This window comes from Faecalibacter macacae, assembly GCF_003687725.1.
GTDB classification, from domain to species: domain Bacteria; phylum Bacteroidota; class Bacteroidia; order Flavobacteriales; family Weeksellaceae; genus Empedobacter; species Empedobacter macacae.
This window is the reverse complement of sequence record NZ_RDOJ01000013.1, coordinates 13,968-32,149: the sequence shown is the minus strand read 5'-3', so window position 1 is coordinate 32,149 and position 18,182 is coordinate 13,968. Positions and strand designations below refer to the sequence as shown.

General features: G+C 37.0%; 24 protein-coding genes and 1 tRNA gene. 6 read left to right on the top strand and 19 right to left on the bottom strand.

The window, feature by feature from the left end:
• Positions 1–2 precede the first annotated feature (2 nt).
• From EAH69_RS09865 to EAH69_RS09775, 19 genes are all read right to left on the bottom strand, one after another.
• Positions 3–836 (bottom strand): hypothetical protein, encoded by an 834-nt coding sequence (locus EAH69_RS09865; protein WP_121935040.1) that lies wholly within the window; start codon positions 834–836, stop codon positions 3–5.
• A complete protein-coding gene (locus tag EAH69_RS09860; protein ID WP_230466777.1) occupies positions 833–1,291 on the bottom strand; it encodes a hypothetical protein in 459 nt (152 codons plus the stop codon). Before EAH69_RS09860 ends, EAH69_RS09865 begins: the two co-directional genes overlap by 4 nt.
• Positions 1,292–1,310: 19 nt before the next feature.
• On the bottom strand, positions 1,311–2,153 hold the full coding sequence (locus EAH69_RS09855) for a nucleotidyltransferase (protein ID WP_121935038.1): 843 nt from the start codon (positions 2,151–2,153) through the stop codon (positions 1,311–1,313).
• Position 2,154: 1 nt separating this feature from the next.
• Positions 2,155–2,463, bottom strand: a complete 309-nt coding sequence (locus EAH69_RS09850; RefSeq protein WP_121935037.1) for a hypothetical protein — start codon at positions 2,461–2,463, stop codon at positions 2,155–2,157.
• Positions 2,463–2,807: a hypothetical protein gene (locus EAH69_RS09845; protein WP_121935036.1), complete on the bottom strand. Its 345-nt coding sequence runs from the start codon at positions 2,805–2,807 to the stop codon at positions 2,463–2,465. Before EAH69_RS09845 ends, EAH69_RS09850 begins: the two co-directional genes overlap by 1 nt.
• Complete coding sequence (locus tag EAH69_RS09840) at positions 2,804–3,082, bottom strand: SH3 domain-containing protein (protein ID WP_121935035.1); 279 nt, start codon at positions 3,080–3,082, stop codon at positions 2,804–2,806. Before EAH69_RS09840 ends, EAH69_RS09845 begins: the two co-directional genes overlap by 4 nt.
• The gene (locus tag EAH69_RS09835) at positions 3,082–3,288 is read right to left on the bottom strand and encodes a hypothetical protein (RefSeq protein ID WP_121935034.1); all 207 of its coding nucleotides are present in this window, start codon (positions 3,286–3,288) and stop codon (positions 3,082–3,084) included. Before EAH69_RS09835 ends, EAH69_RS09840 begins: the two co-directional genes overlap by 1 nt.
• A gap of 7 nt (positions 3,289–3,295) precedes the next feature.
• A complete protein-coding gene (locus EAH69_RS09830; protein ID WP_147439125.1) occupies positions 3,296–3,790 on the bottom strand; it encodes a hypothetical protein in 495 nt (164 codons plus the stop codon).
• Positions 3,768–4,739, bottom strand: a complete 972-nt coding sequence (locus EAH69_RS09825; protein WP_147439124.1) for a hypothetical protein — start codon at positions 4,737–4,739, stop codon at positions 3,768–3,770. The genes EAH69_RS09830 and EAH69_RS09825 overlap by 23 nt, the downstream gene beginning before the upstream one ends.
• A gap of 11 nt (positions 4,740–4,750) precedes the next feature.
• Positions 4,751–5,374, bottom strand: coding sequence for a DUF6046 domain-containing protein (locus EAH69_RS09820; protein WP_121935031.1), 624 nt, complete (start codon positions 5,372–5,374; stop codon positions 4,751–4,753).
• Positions 5,374–7,587 (bottom strand): phage tail tape measure protein, encoded by a 2,214-nt coding sequence (locus tag EAH69_RS09815; protein ID WP_121935030.1) that lies wholly within the window; start codon positions 7,585–7,587, stop codon positions 5,374–5,376. Before EAH69_RS09815 ends, EAH69_RS09820 begins: the two co-directional genes overlap by 1 nt.
• Positions 7,580–7,768, bottom strand: a complete 189-nt coding sequence (locus EAH69_RS09810; RefSeq protein ID WP_121935029.1) for a hypothetical protein — start codon at positions 7,766–7,768, stop codon at positions 7,580–7,582. The genes EAH69_RS09815 and EAH69_RS09810 overlap by 8 nt, the downstream gene beginning before the upstream one ends.
• 47 nt (positions 7,769–7,815) lie before the next feature.
• Positions 7,816–8,121, bottom strand: coding sequence for a hypothetical protein (locus tag EAH69_RS09805; protein ID WP_121935028.1), 306 nt, complete (start codon positions 8,119–8,121; stop codon positions 7,816–7,818).
• Between the two features lie 23 nt (positions 8,122–8,144).
• Positions 8,145–8,216: transfer RNA gene (locus tag EAH69_RS09800), tRNA-Thr, on the bottom strand.
• 117 nt (positions 8,217–8,333) lie between these two features.
• The gene (locus tag EAH69_RS09795) at positions 8,334–8,642 is read right to left on the bottom strand and encodes a hypothetical protein (RefSeq protein WP_230466776.1); all 309 of its coding nucleotides are present in this window, start codon (positions 8,640–8,642) and stop codon (positions 8,334–8,336) included.
• A 130-nt stretch (positions 8,643–8,772) separates the two neighbouring features.
• Positions 8,773–10,023 carry a DUF2586 domain-containing protein gene (locus EAH69_RS09790; RefSeq protein WP_121935026.1) on the bottom strand — a complete coding sequence of 417 codons (1,251 nt, stop codon included), beginning with the start codon at positions 10,021–10,023 and terminating at the stop codon, positions 8,773–8,775.
• A gap of 8 nt (positions 10,024–10,031) precedes the next feature.
• Positions 10,032–10,481 carry a hypothetical protein gene (locus EAH69_RS09785; protein ID WP_121935025.1) on the bottom strand — a complete coding sequence of 150 codons (450 nt, stop codon included), beginning with the start codon at positions 10,479–10,481 and terminating at the stop codon, positions 10,032–10,034.
• 80 nt (positions 10,482–10,561) lie between these two features.
• Complete coding sequence (locus EAH69_RS09780) at positions 10,562–11,572, bottom strand: hypothetical protein (protein WP_121935024.1); 1,011 nt, start codon at positions 11,570–11,572, stop codon at positions 10,562–10,564.
• Between the two features lie 9 nt (positions 11,573–11,581).
• The gene (locus EAH69_RS09775) at positions 11,582–12,697 is read right to left on the bottom strand and encodes an ATP-dependent Clp protease proteolytic subunit (RefSeq protein WP_230466775.1); all 1,116 of its coding nucleotides are present in this window, start codon (positions 12,695–12,697) and stop codon (positions 11,582–11,584) included.
• A gap of 165 nt (positions 12,698–12,862) precedes the next feature.
• On the opposite strand from EAH69_RS09775, the gene EAH69_RS09765 reads away from it, so the two are divergent.
• Genes EAH69_RS09765 through EAH69_RS09740 form a run of 6 tightly spaced genes read left to right on the top strand, consistent with a single transcriptional unit; the run spans position 12,863 to position 18,154 of the window.
• Positions 12,863–13,357 (top strand): DUF1804 family protein, encoded by a 495-nt coding sequence (locus EAH69_RS09765; RefSeq protein WP_121935021.1) that lies wholly within the window; start codon positions 12,863–12,865, stop codon positions 13,355–13,357.
• The gene (locus EAH69_RS09760) at positions 13,354–13,617 is read left to right on the top strand and encodes a hypothetical protein (protein ID WP_121935020.1); all 264 of its coding nucleotides are present in this window, start codon (positions 13,354–13,356) and stop codon (positions 13,615–13,617) included. Before EAH69_RS09765 ends, EAH69_RS09760 begins: the two co-directional genes overlap by 4 nt.
• Positions 13,601–15,121 carry a phage terminase large subunit family protein gene (locus EAH69_RS09755; protein ID WP_121935019.1) on the top strand — a complete coding sequence of 507 codons (1,521 nt, stop codon included), beginning with the start codon at positions 13,601–13,603 and terminating at the stop codon, positions 15,119–15,121. Before EAH69_RS09760 ends, EAH69_RS09755 begins: the two co-directional genes overlap by 17 nt.
• Positions 15,118–15,534: a DUF1320 family protein gene (locus EAH69_RS09750; RefSeq protein WP_121935018.1), complete on the top strand. Its 417-nt coding sequence runs from the start codon at positions 15,118–15,120 to the stop codon at positions 15,532–15,534. The genes EAH69_RS09755 and EAH69_RS09750 overlap by 4 nt, the downstream gene beginning before the upstream one ends.
• Entirely contained in the window at positions 15,534–16,811 is a 1,278-nt protein-coding gene (locus EAH69_RS09745) for a phage portal protein family protein (RefSeq protein ID WP_121935017.1), read from the top strand. The genes EAH69_RS09750 and EAH69_RS09745 overlap by 1 nt, the downstream gene beginning before the upstream one ends.
• A gap of 11 nt (positions 16,812–16,822) precedes the next feature.
• On the top strand, positions 16,823–18,154 hold the full coding sequence (locus EAH69_RS09740; RefSeq protein WP_121935016.1) for a phage minor head protein: 1,332 nt from the start codon (positions 16,823–16,825) through the stop codon (positions 18,152–18,154).
• Positions 18,155–18,182 lie beyond the last annotated feature (28 nt).

Below are 18,182 nucleotides of genomic sequence, written 5' to 3'. Positions count from 1 at the left end.
AACTATCCTTTATACATTATTTTTGCTAGCACATAATATGGTGGTCTATTCTCGTGCGCTTCACCGGCGCCCGACTCGCCAACTGATACGGTAAACGTCCCACCACCTGCTGAAGATGTTTGTGCAGACTCGTGGTTTCCAAAAGGATTATCATCGGCCTGAGTACGATAACCGCGAGCCTTAATTGCTTTGAGATACGTGTGTGTATGATCTGGAATTGATACTGAACCACCATGCGTATGCCTTCCGTTCTGATTAGCCGTTAAAGCAACTTCTTTTGCTCCACCAACTTTTCCAAGCTCGTTGTAATCAGCATCATTCCCTTTATATCCAACCACAAAACGGCCTCTTAAATCAGGTGTTCCGTTTGATCCATCGCACAAAAACCAACCTGTTGGAATATTATCCAATGGACCGTAATAATCTTGAATAAAACCTACATGATTTGCACGTTTAGACAACTCTTTATTGGTTATTGAACGATGAAAATCTGCCCAAGGATAATTATTTTCAGGACTAGAAGATTCTCCGAATGTTGCCCATCGTTTGATATAAACTATTTTAGTTTCACCACTTTCAAAATTTCTTGACTCCTCTTCTTGCTGAATAATCACATATTGAGAAGCTTGTCCTCCTCGAAATTCGTATAAAATATTATCAATGTTGACATAGCCATTTGATACTTGATTACCTGTAATTACGCAACCAGAAACAATTGCTAACGATGCAATTGTACCACCAAAAACATTGAAGACTTCATACGATTTTTGCATTGCATCCAACGTATTAGTTTCCATCGGGAAACCTCCTGCCTGTTGTATATCTATATGATTCATAATGTATCTGTTAATGTTAACTTTTGAATTATTCTAAGATTGATAATATTGAAACGTGTGCCTTCTAACTTGTAAAAATTGACCAATGCCACCACATCGTATTGATTTGCCGTTACATTAGCCATATCGACTGTAAAGTCATAACCTGTATCGGAGTAATCCTCAGCTCGTCTAAGAAATAAAGTCCCTAAATACTTAGGCTTTTGTTCTGCGTGCGTATAGATGTAATTACGCTCATATCGATCTCCTTCAATAATTCTGATTTTACGCTCATCCAAATCAAACATATCATTCAAAGCCGCTTCCATGTAGCACTTTTGCCAAGTATGATCTAACTTATAATGATCATCTAATCGGAGTTGATTAAATTCATCATGAATATGTACAACTGGAGCAATTGCTGATTGTAGAAAAGCTATGATTTTTGATTTGCGTAGAAACGTCGGCAAAAGCAACTGAACAAGCTTATTGAAATTAAGATTGTAATACTTCATAAGTAATTCCGTTAAAGTTCTCAATCTTGAAATAGCCACTCTCAGGCACTTTTCTCACATCAACTGAACGCCAATCGCCATAGCCTGAAGTAGCAGGATTTACCCAGCATGATTGAACCAAATCAACCGATACCAACTCAACACCTGTAACACTTTCTAACTTATTAGATAAGTCTTGAATTTGTAGAGCTCCATCAAAAGGCAATTCTTTCATAAATTCTTTCAAAGCATCTTCTACAGGAAAGTTGGCATTTCGTCTATGCCTTCCTTGCTCATCAATCAATAATGGATCTCGGAATACTCGAATTTTTAAACGTAATAAATCAGGCACATAATTGATAATTCGATACGGTACACCAGTACCTTTAATCTCTGAGGTATAACGATCAATTGTTTCCATCACTTCTTGAGGTAATGGAGATAATTCCTCATCAACTTCTGTAGCTATCTTAATGATAACTTCTCGCTGTGTATCGGATTCGTTTACGGCACAATATTTTATTATTTTCGATTCAGAAATTTGATCCTCAGTTGCATCTGAGTTATCGAACTGATCCGTTTCAGGTATCAAATCAAAACCATACTGAAAATTCAAATACATTTGCTGAATCCAAGCCAAACGATGTGTTTTCTGTTTTGCAATTTTCTCATCGATTTCCTTACGATGTTGGGAGAATAATTGCGCCAATTGCTCGATAGCAAATGCCACGCAATAGAACATTAAACGCCAAATAGAAGTTTTAGAAGTAGAAGTTAATCCACTTAATGCAGCATTTCTTTCTTTCGCTGCTATCATTGTATTTTGATATTGTTCTACGCTCATATTACTTTACTTCAAAATCGATTTCAATTCCCCAATATTCAATTCCTCCATTGCTATCTACAAACTCTTCTGTAAGTCGAATTTTATCAATTGCAGTTGCTGGATTGATATTTCTATTTTGGAAATAATCGGCCACCAACTTTTGTCCAAAATCAGAACCTTCAGGAACTTTTAAAACCTTTCCAACCTCCAAATCATCTGTCATTGAAATGTTATTTTCAATAGCCAATGGTAGAACACCAATGGCAGTCCCAAATAGACGAATAGAGATGTCTAAAAGACTTTGATTATGTAGGATTGTTATTGTCATTATGGATGTTTTTCTAATTCAGAAATTCGCTTTTTCAACGTATTATTTTCACGCTGTAAACCATTGTATTTATTTGACCACTTCGATTCTACTTCTTGGATTTTTTTCTCCCAATACAAATCTTTTTCTACTAATTTTAATTTCAATTCAGATATTTCCTTTGTATTCTGGTCAATTAAACGATCAGTATCAGCAATCATATCCTTATAAATCGCCTGAATATGTTTTGTTAACTCAGCGTCCTCAACTTTTCTTGTTACTTTGGATTTAGACACCCAAGCGATAATCGCAGCTACAACACCTGTTAATAATTCTGATATATAAGGCGCAAAAAATTCTTTCATAATTTCTTCATGTTTATTTCTATAAGGCTCTTCATTTCATTATAGTTTTTGTTGTCCTTTGCGAGGTGTATCATTACTCGTTGTGTGACCTCTTCTTGCGATGCATTACTATTGAGTAACTGGAAGAGATTAGGACCTAGCGTTGGAAACTCTTTTAAATTTCCTTGTGTCAATCGTAAGATGATACCTACTTCTTGAAGTGTACTTTCACCCAATTGAAAGTCGCCACTTAAAAAAGTCAAATCATCGTTATTGTCTAATACTATATCTTCCATTATCCTTCAAATGTTGCTGTTCCTGTAATTGGCCCTGCCGACGACGTACCTGTTATCACTAAAGTGCCACTCATCAGAAATTCATAAAATGCAGCAGTTAATCGTGCAGCATAAATTTCTTTTGTTGCCTCGTAATCCTCAGCTTGCACCATTTCGTCTTGAATGGCAATGATTCGTGTAATTAATTGTGCTTGATTTAATGGCATTTAAACACTATTTAAACAGTTTTAAAACTTTGTCTTTTAAGTTGGTAAACTTCAACTTACTTGTCTCAGCAAACTTACCTGGCCCCGAAGGTGTCTTAATAATTGCTCCATTCAATTCCTCCAACAATTCCTTTAAAATTTCTTTTAAAGATTCATTTTCGTGTTGAAGGATTAATCCGTCTTTTGTCACTTTAATTTCGGCATCATCAGCCGTGAAAATGATTTCGTCAACCTCATCGCAATCCATCATAAAAGCATCTACTTCTTGATTACCAATTGCACCAATAATACATTTCGTATTAAGTTTTGGTTTTAAAATTTTATGACCAATTCCCAACGCGACATCGTAGTATTCCAAACCATCTACCACACCGACAACCGTTGCAGTCTTTTCTTCCCAGTTCACTTGCTTCACGATTCCCCAAGCGGTCTGAATGGGAATTTGCTTTTTCGATTGCTCTTTCAGCAAATTATAAAGTCTATCGTGTTGCGTTCTGTCCATAGCGATTGCCTAATTTGATTTGCTGACGATATTCAGCCTTCTTAAATGTTTTGGTCACAGATTCTACGTAATAAATTCCGTCACGATCTGGGTAGATGTATGATTTTAAATTCACCTTCCAACCATGTTGAACTCTCGGAATTCCGAAAGCGGTAAATGATCCATCAAAACCATCACGTTTATTTGCTTCGTAAAATCGTTTTACTTGTATTTCTAATTCAGGTTTAGTACGAACACTAAATTGCCATTCAATATTTTTATCCGCATTGTTATCTCCATAACTGTATTCGATTTTTACACCTTTAGAAATACAACTTCCATTTACTTTAACCGTGATATCCTCACGATTGCGATATTGTAAATCGTTACTAACCGCATTGCGTTCTAAATTGAAATTGACAATATTTTGATCTGAATTATCTGCGTATATTTTGCCTGATACTATAGTTTTGGTATTAGGTTCGATATAGGTATAAATCTTTAATTCTGAATTCAACTTATCTAACACTTCACCAACGGTTGTCTTTGAAAAGCGTACGGTTCCAAGTTCCAAACCTACCATTGCATCGATTTGATATCCTGGTATAATTTGCTTCAACAACTTTCCTAACTGAATTGATTTTGCCGAAAAATTAACAGGGATTTGTTTCACCTTAAACATCTCATCTTGGCATTTGATTTCAATCGGAATTGAAGCTGAAACTTCGGTAATGTAACCAGTAAACTCAGTTGTTAAAACACCATCATAACCTAACTCAATCTTAACTCCGTCACCACGTTTAAACACTTCTCGCACCTTGAACTTATCAAAGTACTTCACGTTACGTGGCAATCGAATAATTGCGGTATCGGTTAAGATTTTCCAACTTGTCTCGATCTCAACTTCCGAAGGTTTCAGAATAACAATATCTTTTCTTCCTTCTCGCGAAAACGTAATTCGCGCACACATTGCCAACGTCATTATTCAAACTCATCTAAGGTTAGTAATAAAGGCTCGTCTGAAATTGCTCGGATTTCGAACGGTATCACATCTGGCTTTCCTTGCACTTGCTGAAAATCGATTGATTCGATTGTTATTGCATGAATATTTTTCTCTGTAAATAAACTTCCCAACACATCCACTGCACCTGCAATTTGTTCAATTCGTAACAAGGCTTGTTTTTGCTCCTCAGCAGTTCGCACTCCTGGTTCGTTTAAACACAGGCCACGAATTCGGATTGACCAATCGTCAAATCCATATATTTCTTTTACGGTTCCATTGTTCCCAAGAACATCAGTACGCGTAATATTTTTTGCTCTCGAAAAATCGACCAACGAAGACGCTGGCATTTGAAAATCTGCTATTGTTTCAGAAATCAATTCACCTTTCGGATTATAAAATTGATAAGAACCTCCGTGAATTTTGATAGGAAACATAATTGGAGTTCCCAACCAACTTAACTCGCGTGATTGCTGATCATCAACAAACTTTACATCTGAATAATTTAATGCAGGCGATTGCTGATTAGAATACACATCTGCCACATAGATTGGTGCGTTGATTCCGAATGCAGTTCTAAATATTGATGGTAACTTGTAACTCATTATCCTATTGATATTACGGCATCTTCTAAACGATCGCCAATTTTTGAAGCAACTGCTTCAGCTAAATATCTTACATCCGTATTTCCTTTCGAATTAAAGTAGTTGTTAATCGTCATCGTGATAGATGTAGAACCTTTACTTCCAGAAATACTCATATTTCCTTCCTTGTCGCCAGCTTTATTACCTTTCTTTTTAGATTTTGGATCTTCACTACCGTCATTGTAGTAAGATAAAGTTGGCGTTTTGCCTGTTGTAAAGTCGTTGATAGATGGTGTCGTACTTGATTCTTTTTTAGAATCTTTCGCTTTCGCTTGCCCTTTCGCATACGCATCACTAGCTTCACCTTTGAAATCATTCCATAACAATTTTACGATTTTAACAGCTCCAGTAATCTTATCCAAGACTACTTTTATTCGGTTGTAAATCGCATCGAAAATCTGTGCAATCCAATTGTAAAGACCTCCGAAAATATTTTTAAAGATGTTTAAAATACTGTTTAAAGCCCCTTTAATAAAGTTATACACCGATGTAATGATAGTTGATATTACATTGTAAACACCAGTAAACACTTGGACCACTTTATCATAGATATAACCGAAAGTCATCGACCAGAAATTCCAAATATTAGAAACTACCGTTTTGATGATTACCCAAATAAATTGAAGGATTGGACGAATGAAGGCAACAATTTTTGTGAAGACTAATTTGATCACTTCCCAAACACCGTAAAAGAATCCACGGAACTCTTCGGAAGTATTCCAGAAGTAAGCAAATAATGCAGTAAGTGCTGCAACTAATGCCAAAATCCAACCGATTACTGGAATACTCATGATTGATACACCAATTGCTCTAATGGCACCTGATAATGAAAAAGCCGAAACGGTTGCCGCGCCTTGTGCTGCTGCAACACCTGTTGTACTTACAGCAGTTAACGCCATTGCCGCACGATTAGCTGCTAAAATTCCGTTTAACGTGTTGTAAACTCCAACTAAACCTAAAGCACCTTGTCCAACTTGACCAATAACTTGCACATATTCGCCAGCACCACCTATCACATTTGCAATAGACATTTGCACATCAGCTATGAAAGATTTTAATCCTTTGTTGGCAGTTTCAACTGATTTAATTTTGTCAAGATCTAAATCAATTGATGCATAACCTTCAACCCATGCACGTGAAGCGTCTTCACCTGCACCTTTGAAAATATCGGCTAAAACTTGTTGCTTCGCTTGCGCCGATGAACCTTTCATTGCATCTGAAACCATACGAATTGCATCAAACGCACTTTTACCTTCGAAATCTGAAACTTTTAAATTAACTGCATTGATTGCGTCAATCTGCGCTTTCGTCATTTCAGTAACCGACATTTGAGCCTCTTTTAAAGAGTCCATTGCTTTGTCAGAAAATATTCCAGACTTTCCAGCTTTTGCCATTACCGCAATAGCTTCAGCATTGGATAAACCTAACTCGTGAAAGAAACTTGGATATTCGCGCAACTGATCCAACATATCCTTATTTGCATCAGCTCCTTTTTCAAATCCTTTTTCAATCAAAGCGAAGTTCTCTTCATAAGAACCTCCATTCGCTTTGGTCATCGCATTAACTGACTGCGCTATCTTGTAAGGTTCTTCTTGGAAAATCTTCCCATATTTATAAGCCTTAGAAGTTAACGCATCAAGTTCTTTTCCCGATGCATCTGTCAATCGTTGAATTTCAGCACGAAGCGAAACGATATCATTTGAAAATTGAAGCGAGTTTGACAAACGATCAATCATATCAATCGTCTGATTAATACCTGTTGAAACAGTTGACCAATTCTCTTGTGATTCTGCAAATTGCTTCGAACGTTCCGTTAAATGTTCAATATCATCTTCGGCACCTTGCAAGGCTTCACGCAAACGCTCTACCTTTTGCTTAGCTTGTTCAAATTCTTGCTTTATTTTTTCGCCTGCTTCACCTGGCGCAGCTTTCTTAGCTTCACGACCTAATTCAGCAACTTCTTTTTCGGCTTCCTTTACTTTATTAGCTAACTCATCGTAATACTTCTTGGAATTAACTAAGGCTTCTTTGGTTTCTTTTTCGTTAAAATGCACCGCCTCTGTTACTTCCTCAACTGCCTGAGTAATTTCATCAACCGATTCCGTCACCTTCTTAGCAGGCGACGTAATTTTGTCAATTAATTCGATTATCCATTTTGTTGATGTATTACTCATTTTTACCGAAGGCTTTTGCTAATGCTTTTAAAACTGCGGTTTCCATCACCTCAGCTTCTAATTTTGATTTGATTTGTTGAGTGTAAACCCACTCATTGAAATATTTTGCCCACTCTTCATCCGATAATGTATCAGGATTAATTCCTAATTCTACACGAATAATTGCGGAGACTTTTTGCATCCATTGCGGATCATCTTCCTCGTCTTTTGGGTTAAGAACCGACGAGGTTAAAGCTTTTTTACTTCGAAAGAAGCTTTGGTAAATAATTTACCTACAACCTCAAGAACTGTTGCATAAACTTCGCCATCTTCCAACTCTTCCATTGGGCCAGCAACAACACAATTTGCCAACATAATTTTAGAAGCTTTGGACGTTTTAGAACTGTCACTTTTAAGTAACGCAATCGCCTCAATAACTGAACGCGTTGGTTTTTTTAAAACAAATGTTAACTCTTGATCTTCTGAAGTTGTAAATTTTAATTCGCTCAACTTATTTCCGTGTTGCGCTTTTAACGCTTGTAAATCGTATGACATTATTTTTAGGTTTTTAAAATTTGTGGAGAATATCGGAGTCGAACCGATGACCTTTTACCAACAAGGCAAACGCTCTAACCACTGAGCTAATTCCCTAATAATTATTTTATAGTGCAGCGTTGAAGCAATGAACAACGGGACACTTATTTAAAGGTTATAAAAAGGGCATTTAAACAGTGTTTAAACACCCTTTCAACTAAACCTAAAAAACACTAAATGACAACATTCCAGTCGATGTGCGAACACACCAACTCTGCTTCGTAAGCCAAAGTTTTATCATTCTGCGAAGCTTCCACTCCACGTCCTGTAAACTCCACATTGCGCACGATATCTTTTTTAATCGCACCACTTTGATCTTCGTACATGACGATTACATCAAAAGGCTCGATATCTTGAATTCTTTTTCCTGTAGGTAACACTGCTTGAATCGCATCGTATTCCTCTTTATAAAATGTTGCCGACACCTCTGCCGTGTAGTTTCCACTACCACGCCCAATTGGATATTTACCAGCACCGTACACGTTTTCTTTTTCTTCGGCATCCGTGTAGCTAAATGATGTGATCCCCTCAACATCACGACCAAGGATATTGAACGTGATTGCGTTCCATCCTTGCATCTTACCGAACTTGTTAATTATAGTATCTGCCATTTTATCCTAATTGATTCGTTAAACCTAAGTCGATGTCAAACTCGTGAACAATTCCGTCCATCACGATTTGTGCTTTAGCCACAATCGGATTTTGATCATCTACATACTGTTTTGGATTGATGTAGAAATCATACCCACTGATTTCGTCAGCTTTCATCATCTGCTCTAAAGCTGCATTTACTAATGATGTCCAATAAGCCACAGTTGATTGCTTTACATAACCAGTTACAGGATCTTTTTTAAATGTAGATTTGATACGAGGAATTAACGTGTTGCGAATAATGCGAGCCGCTTTGTTCCACACACGATTATTTTCGATGAACGCATAATCAGATTGACGCTCGATTGCCGTTGGTGAACTTGAAAAATATACACCGCTATAACCTTCATAAGTCACAGCATAGATGTAACCTTTACTATCTAAGGTATCTAAAGATACTTTTGATAATGTTTCAGTCAATACACCATCAGACATGTAAGACGTTAACCAAAGATTTTTGAAAGCATTTGTTAATGGATAATCCATTTGCCCTTTGGCATAGTTTGGTTTTGAAACCACATCGACAGAACCTAAATTCTCGTTGATTCTACGAACTGAAAGCATCCCTAAAGCTGAACCAATTGCTGCGTAATTTTTATAAGCTACGTCTTGATCTGCAATAAACTTATCCTGTGCAATTACCACAGAACATTGCTTTGCATTTTTAGCACGGAAATCAACTGCTGTTGTTGGATTAATTGCTGTTGGCGATTTACCTTCTAATAAGATAAAATCAACATAGCGAGATTCTGCAAATAATGCATCTGCCAAATTAGCTTGTATCGTTTCGATGTCAGTTCCTAAAGTTGTTACTGTATCATCAAATCCAGCAAATCCAAAACCTTTGATTTCTTTATTTGCTCTAATCGTAGGCAACACTGTTGCAATACAATCTTTGACATAAAACGGAGTTGACTCCTCAGTCACTGGACGCTCCACACCGATTAAAAATAAAGTTGCTGACGGATCTAATCGAAATACTTCCGAGATGTGATGGTAAGCCAACACTTTCTCATTCGCATCGTAAGACGCATCAATACCTAACGCTATTGCATCTTCTACTTGTAGTAATTTAGTTGCAGTATTAGCTGTTAAGTTTAAATCTTCCAATGGCATAGCCATCACAAGAGCAAAGTAGTTGTCTGTAGAATCTGCTCTACGACCTAAACCACCTTCTAAACGATTAATATTTACACCTGTAGTCTGTGCCATTAGATCTATTATTTAGTTTCGTCCTTACCTTCTTCAGCACCTTCGTCTTCTGAACCTTCAACATCTTCTGTTCCTTCTATTCCTTCTGTTGCCAATTCAGCGATTCGAGATTCAAGAACTTCAAGAACTGTTTTACGTTTTTTTCCTTCTTGCTCTTCAGCTAAGAATTTCTTTAACAGCTCCACATCAGTTACTAGTTGAAAAGCTCCAATTAAGTATCCTGCAGATTCTTTTAATGAGATTTCAGTTTCAGCTTCTACAACTTCCTCATTAGCGCGAGGATTCTGAAAAGCAAACACTGCCATTTTCTCCTCTGATTTCGCATGTAAATCAGCACGATTTTCTTCTAAAAAGATTTGACCATCCGTAGTGCAAAACACTTTAGCCACATCTTCATTTTCAGAGAAATAAACATTAGCTTGTTTCTCTAATTCTGATTTTGAATATTTTTTTTGCATGAATTTTCGTTGTTAAAAAAAAGCTCACCGCTCGAAGCTAAATGAGCTTTTTTAAAGAATTAATATTAAAAAAATGAAGATTATCCTGATACTTTTCCAGATATAATTGCAGCCGAACCTTCAACACCGTAAGTCACGATAATATGCCAAACTCGGAAACCAATTGTGTTTTCTCTACGTTCTGGATTTTCAGCAGCCGAACGTGCAAAACGTTCTACTGAACCTACTGCTTTCGCTGTTGTTCCTTTGTGGAAAACGACAGACGATTTGCGTCCTGTCGTTTGCGAACCATAAGCCAACTTCGCTAAAGTTGTATCGTTATACTCAGGAGTTTTAGACTCTTCGTAGATGATGAAGCCGTAATACTTCTTAGAAATCGCACCCTCTGTATGGTTATGGTATTGTGTGTAGAACTTACGATCTTCCTCTAACAAGTCAGATACATGCTCGTCACATAATAATAAGACACGACCATTTTTATTGATACCTTTCTTATTCATTTTCTCCTGAAGCTTACGTAAGTCTTTAGTCGTTAATTTCTTGCGACCAGTACCATCGTTTTCTCCAGTAGTTTCCATTACGAATAAGTTTTTAGACTCGTCATTAGCTTGTGGCGCTAATCCCCATAATCCGTACTCTAACGTAACATCTTCTAAAGTCTCACGATGTTGTTCTTGCACATCAGAAACCTTCTCGTAAGGCAATGCATATAATTCGTCAGCTGTAACTGTAGTATTTTCAGTATCGAATTTGTGTAATGAAATAACAACATGGCTATCTTCACGACGGTTAGATACAATTGGATAATTGGTATTATCAATTAACACAGCTGGTGCAGCACCACGCTTAGGAATTTTGATTGTATCGTTATTTACCCATTGCTGTTTAGATCTAATCTCAGAAACCCACGTATGCTCGTGGCGTAACTGTTTAATCATTTCTTTTTCAGCAAGCTGATTTTTAACAGGCAATGCAACCGTTGCGATTGAACCCATGATAACACCTGTATCTTTTCCAAAAACAAATGATGAGAATGCCGCAATCAACATGATTGCTGACAATAAAATTGATTTATTTAATTTGAATTTCATGTGAAATAATTATGAATTAAAATATTGACGCTCTAACTCTTCTGCTCTTGCAGGATTGTCGATTTTTAACTGCTCGTACGCTTGTGGATCTTTCGATAAATAATCATCCAACGTCCAATCTTTATGCGCGTTAACTTGACCATTCCCAGCATTAGCATCTACACCAGGATTTGGTTTCTCAACCGCTGGCATTGCATCTAACACCGCTTTTGTTCCGTTGTAGTCTGCAACCGCTAAAGCTTTCCAATGCGCTTTGGCATCAGCCGTGAATTTCTTTTTCGCAAAATTTTCATTCACTAATGCTTCGGCAATTGTTTCTTTCGATTGTTGTGCCTCAGCAGCTAAAGTATCTGCTGTTTGGGCTTTTGTTTGTGCAGCATCTAACGCCGCTTCGATTTGCTCATCTGTCGCATCTGCCGACAAGCCTAGCTTAGAAATTAACTTATCTCTGTCCATATAATTTGATTTCGAATTTGATACTTCGGGAATAACAGGTGCGCCACACGCTTCTAACAATGCCACATCTTCTGCTTTAATTTCTTGATCAGTCTGAATCACTTCTGCAATCAGACCTTTCGATTTTGCCTCAGTTGCATTCATCCAATAATCAGATTTCCATAACTCGTCAATCTCATCTTCTGTCATATTAAATGCCTTGGCATACGCTTGACGATAATCAACCGTCGAATTTTTCAACATCTTCAATTCACCTTCAATCTGGTCCTCGTTTCCGTAAGTACCCATCATTGGCTTGTGGATCATGAATTGTGAAGTTGCATAAGCTTTCACTTTGCCAGGATATTCAACTAAAATTCGAGTTGCTGCCGAAGCCGCAATTGCTCCAACCACAATTTCCTGTACTTCAATCTTATTTAACTCGTTGATGATCTCCGATGCTTCGAACACAGAGCCACCACGCGAGTTGATATAAATAGTAGCCTTATTTACCCCTCGAGAAACAAAGCCATCGATTAATGCACGTATGCTGTTTGCTGAATTATCGCTGTATTCTGATATACGATCAATAATGCGAATTGTCGCTAAACCTTCACTTGATGACGCTTCAACAACCAATTTTGATTGTTGAGAAGCAGCGGCTACTATATTTATTTTTTCACGTTTCAATTTTTTCGTTTTGACTGATTTCGAAAACAAAGTTGGGGCAGAATCAAGCGGATTAAAAAAAGCAGTTACAAATCAGGTAGTTACAACGGATAATTCATCCGTAATTCACAGACAATTTGTAACGGCTATTCACGGAAAGCCTCTATTAGATAGCACCTTTGTACTATGGCAAAGGATAAAGAGAGACAAATAGCACAGGACTATTTCGTGAATCAAGGCTTGTCGGCGAAGCAAATTGCCGAAAAAGGATTGGCAACGGAAAAGACCATTGGGAATTGGATAAAAAAAGGCAACTGGAAAAAGTTACGCGATGCGAAAATGAATTCTACGTCAAATAGATTAGATCGTATCAACGAAGTAACAGATCAGTTAGCAGAACAACGCCTACAACTTTTTAAAGAGATTGAAGAAGCGAAAGAAAAAGGTGATCAAAAGTTAGCAATGGACTTGCAACGTCAAGCTGTTCAAATTGATGACTCAATTTCTAAATGGAACAAACGCGCCGAAAATGTAGACAAAGAAAATCGCATTTCATTATCTGTGTACTTGGAAGTGATGGAAGATATTTTCAATCATTTGCAAATGCACAACTCTGAATTATTCCTTAAAACCATCGATTTTCAAGAAGAACACATCAACACTATTTCCAACAGATTATGATCAAAGAACTTTACATCATCGTAAGAAGCCTTTACAAAGGGAAAGCTTCTAAAGAACAATACTATTTAGAAATCGGTACAATGCTTCTGCGCAAAGGTACAGGTTATCAAGTTGGCGACGCTTTCGATTTGCCAATAACAAAGAAAGGAAAGCCAGCAACTAAGAAAGTATGGATTGCCAACTTATTTTTTGATTTCGCAAAGAATAAAATCACGCACCAATTCACAACTAAAAATCCTCTAAATGAGAATAAAGGATAAAAAGGCGCTTGAACGCTATCAAAAGAAATTAGACCTCGCACGCTCGGCTGGCGTTCGTAACCCTTTTGAAACGAAAGAGGAAACGAAAGCAGCAATTGAACGTGCCAAGAAAGATTTTGCTTTTTGCGTACAACGTTATTTTCCACATTTTGCCGATGCTGCAACACCTTATTTTCATATTGATTTTGCGAACATGGTCGCTAAAAATCCAACCTTCAAAGGGATGTGTGTATTTGGTCGCGCCATGGCGAAGTCTGTTTTAAATGATATTTTATTACCGTTTTGGTTTTGGATCAGAGAAGAGCCAGTTTACTTAGTAATTATTGGTAATAATTCGGATAGAGCTTCGCAATTATTGGAAGATTTACGTGCTGAATTCGAAGCCAATCCACAGATTATTCACGACTTTGGAATACAACATAATCCAGGAAACTGGGAAGAAGGTTTCTTTGTAACAAAAGGCGGTTTTATTGGTCAAGCATTAGGTATGGGGCAATCTGTGAGAGGTTTGCGTGTAAAGAATCAACGTCCTACGCATTTGGTTGCCGATGATTGTGAAACGAAGGATTTACTTAAGAATCCGAAGCGGATGAATGAGATGGTCCGTTGGATTGAAAGAGATCTAATCCCAACTATGGACGGTGTAATTCGTCGTTATGTGCATGTTAATAACCGTTCGGCTGCTGTGATGATGATGACGATTCTACGTGATAAACATCCCAACTGGAAATGGTATCAGGTCGATGCTTACGATCCCGTGACTTACGAACCTGCATGGCCAGAAAAATACAGTAATACGTATTACAAAGAAGTTGAGGAAGATATCGGTCAATTAGCTGCTTATTCCGAATACAACAACAAACCACATATTGAAGGTGAAATCTTCAAGGAAGAGCAAATTCAATACGCACCAATGCCGAAATTGAATCAATTTAAAATCATTATTGGTCGTTGGGATGTTGCGTACGCAGGTACAGCAACTGCCGATTATAATGCAGTTGTGGTGCAAGGTGTAAAGGATAAAGATTTCTGGGTAATCGACACCTACTGCAAGCAAAGTAAAATGCGCCAAGCGGTAGAATGGATGGCGAATTATCAACTGAATTTACCTAAGACTGTTGTCGTGCATTGGAAATTTGAAGCGCAATTTTGGAATGATGAAGTTGAACGTACTATTTCGGAAGTTGAACAAGCTTTTAAAATAACTTTAAATATTATTAAAGTAAATAATCCGAAGCAAAATAAATACGACCGAATCTTAAAACTTCAACCTTATTACCAAAATGGGCGAATTTTTTACAACGAAAAATTAAAACCTCATCAAGACGCACAGGTCGGAATTGCACAGTTGTTAGGAATTGAACCTGGTTACAAAACCCACGACGATTGGCCTGATGCACATCAAGGTGGAATCGAAGATTTAGAACCGTATGTAACTTACGACTATGGTCGAAGCACAGATATTTTACAAGGTCGCATGAATCCAAATCACGAACGAATATGATTTACTTATCACAAGAATATTTACAGACACACATTTACGATAAGCTGTTAACTGAAATCACAACTGATTTTGAACAAATGCTTGACAACTTAGAAGTTGAATGGATTGATGTTTTTAAATCCATGCTTTCCAGTCGTTATGATGTGGAAGCTATTTTCAACACTGAAACTCCTATCCAAAATGAATTGATTAAGCGTATTCTTAGCAAATTGATTATTTACGATGCAGTACGCAGAAATGCCGCACGTAAAGTACCAACAGACTACGAGAACGAAAAGAAATGGGCAGAGGAAATGCTGGAGAAAATAGCGATTGGAAAATTGACCTTGGACGATTTGCCAAAACCACAAGACAACACAGATCCTGGGCAGTTTATGAGTGGAAATTTAAGTAACGAAAACTTTTACATCTAATGGAATTCTTTAAAAATATTTATCAAAAAGCCGAAAGTTATTTTCTTGGTCGTGCTGATGAAAGCGCACTTCGTGTGGCAGCCGTAAGTAAAGGTGGAGGAATTTCGACAAGTTCTCAAATCAATTACGAGGCTGAAAATATGATGTCAAAATCATTGAAAGATTGGCAAACTGCAATTATGTTAGCGACTGATCGTGAAGAGCCAAACTTCGCTGATTTAAGTTCATTGTACAATAATCTTTTATTAGACAATCACCTTAGCTCTGTGATAGACACTCGTATTTTATTCTGTCAACGTTCGCCTTTTAAAATCGTGGACGAAAAAGGAAATGAGAATGAGGAATTGTCTTATCTATTCGAGCGTACGTGGTTTGATGATTTCGTTCGATTGGTATTAATGAGCCGCTTTCAAGGTCGTACTTTGATTGAAGCATTTGACCTGAATGAGGAAGGCGAACTGAAAGAAGTCAACGAAATTAAACAAGGTTATTTCAACGTTAAAAAAGGAATCATTACCAAAGAAATTGGCGATACCAAAGGTTGGCCCTATCGTGAAGGAAATCTGCAACCATATTATTTACAAGTTGGGAAAGATTACGACTTGGGAATGTTAGCACAAATGGCTCCAGCTATTTTAGCTAAAAAGTTAGGCATGGGCGCGTGGCAAGATTACGTGGATAAATTTGGCGTTCCACCTTTATTCATCACAACTGACCGTATTGATAATAATCGATTAAAAGAACTTTACAACGCTGCAATCAATTACAAGCGAAACAACTTTATGATTGGGCAAGGTAACGAGAAATTTGAAGTTGGAAACACAGGCGGTGTAAGTAGTTCCGATACGTTTGACTTGTTGGTTGAACGTGTGAATTCGGAAGTATCTAAACGTGTTTTAGGTGGTGCAGGATTAACGGATGAGAAAAGTTTTGTCGGTTCTACAGAAGCGCAAATGAAGTTGGCAAATGACCGATTCGAATCTGACAAATTATTGGTAAAAAATATCATCAATGGCGAGTTCCGTCAGAAGCTAATTAAACTTTCGCCTATTTATGCACCAATGCAAAATCATTATTTCGAATGGGATAATCAGGAAGCAATGAGCAAAGCAGACATGGCGGATTTAATTAATAAAATGAGTCAGAATTACATCATTGATCCTGAATGGGCGGAGCAACAAACAGGTGTGCCAATTATTGGTGTGCGTGAACAAATGATGACCTCAACTAATCAAGAACAATCAAACCAAAATCCTGCTGACGTAAAAAAAAAGTAATATCGGCTAAGTTGTTAAAAGAAGTTGAAGCCTTCTATAGCAACGAGGCCGAGCATAACATAGGTTGTAGTTGTGGCGAATGTGAGCCACACGCTATTGATATTTCGGATTGGGAAAAAGTTATGGAGCAAATTATGCGCGATACGTACGAAGGTAAATTAAAACCTGGTAAGTTATCAGCAACGCATATCCGTGAAACCTACAACGAATTAAACAAAGGTACAGGCGAAGGTTATGGTAAAGATTGGAATAAAATGAATCCTGATACCATTGAACCTACAACTTTGCATTTACAACAAAACATCTTTAAGTTTTCGATGGCGAAAGACCATGCGATGCTTTTAGAGATTAATAATTTGTTGACTAAAAATGGGAAGAAAACGGGTTGGGAAGAATTTAAAACTGAAGTTTTAAAACTGAATAAAATCTACAACATTAACTATTTACAAGCTGAATGGCAAACTGCACGACAAGCAGGTAATCATGCAGCCAATTGGGAACAATATCAAAAACGAAAACATCTTTATCCAAATCTTAAATACAAGACTCAGGAAGATGATCGTGTACGTGATGAGCATGATAAATTAAAGAATGTTGTCGCTCCAATCGATTCTAAGTTTTGGAAGATTTATTATCCACCTAATGGATGGCGATGCAGATGTTACGTTGTACAAACTGCCGAAGACACAACCAAAGAGGAAGATTTACCAGAGGTAGATCCACGAGATGTAAAACCTGAATTCAGAAACAACATTGCGATTTCAGGCGAGATTTACAAAGAAACTGATTCTAACAGAGGTAAACCCCATACTTTCTTTTCTTTAGCAAATCAAGCCGATAACGAGACAAAAAAAGCCTTTGAATTAATGAAGTTAAAAACTCCATCACAACTAAGATTTAAGGCAGATAATTATGCTACTGTTAAAGTTAATCCATTTACTGACACTCGACCTGATGAATTACTAGGAAATTATAGAACAGCCGTTTTACTAGCAAATAAACAAGGAGTTAACATTGAACTTAGACCACAAATTAATGGAAAAATTATTACTGGAATTTCTAACCCAGAATATTTAATTGAAGGTAAATTGGCAGATAGAAAAAGTCCAGAAAGCAAAAATTATAAGAAAACATTAAAAAAGGCGAATGACCAAGGATGTGAAGTAGTTGTTTTTGACTTATCAAAAAATAATGATTCCGTTGAAAATGCATTAAATTCTATTGAGAATATATTATCAATGATACAAAATAATAAACCTGTACATCCAAATATTAAAGAGGTTTATATTATTTCATCTGATAGAAAAATTATAAAACATTACTTAAGAAAAAAAGCAGACTAAGAGCCTGCTTCTTATAATAGCCACTCCA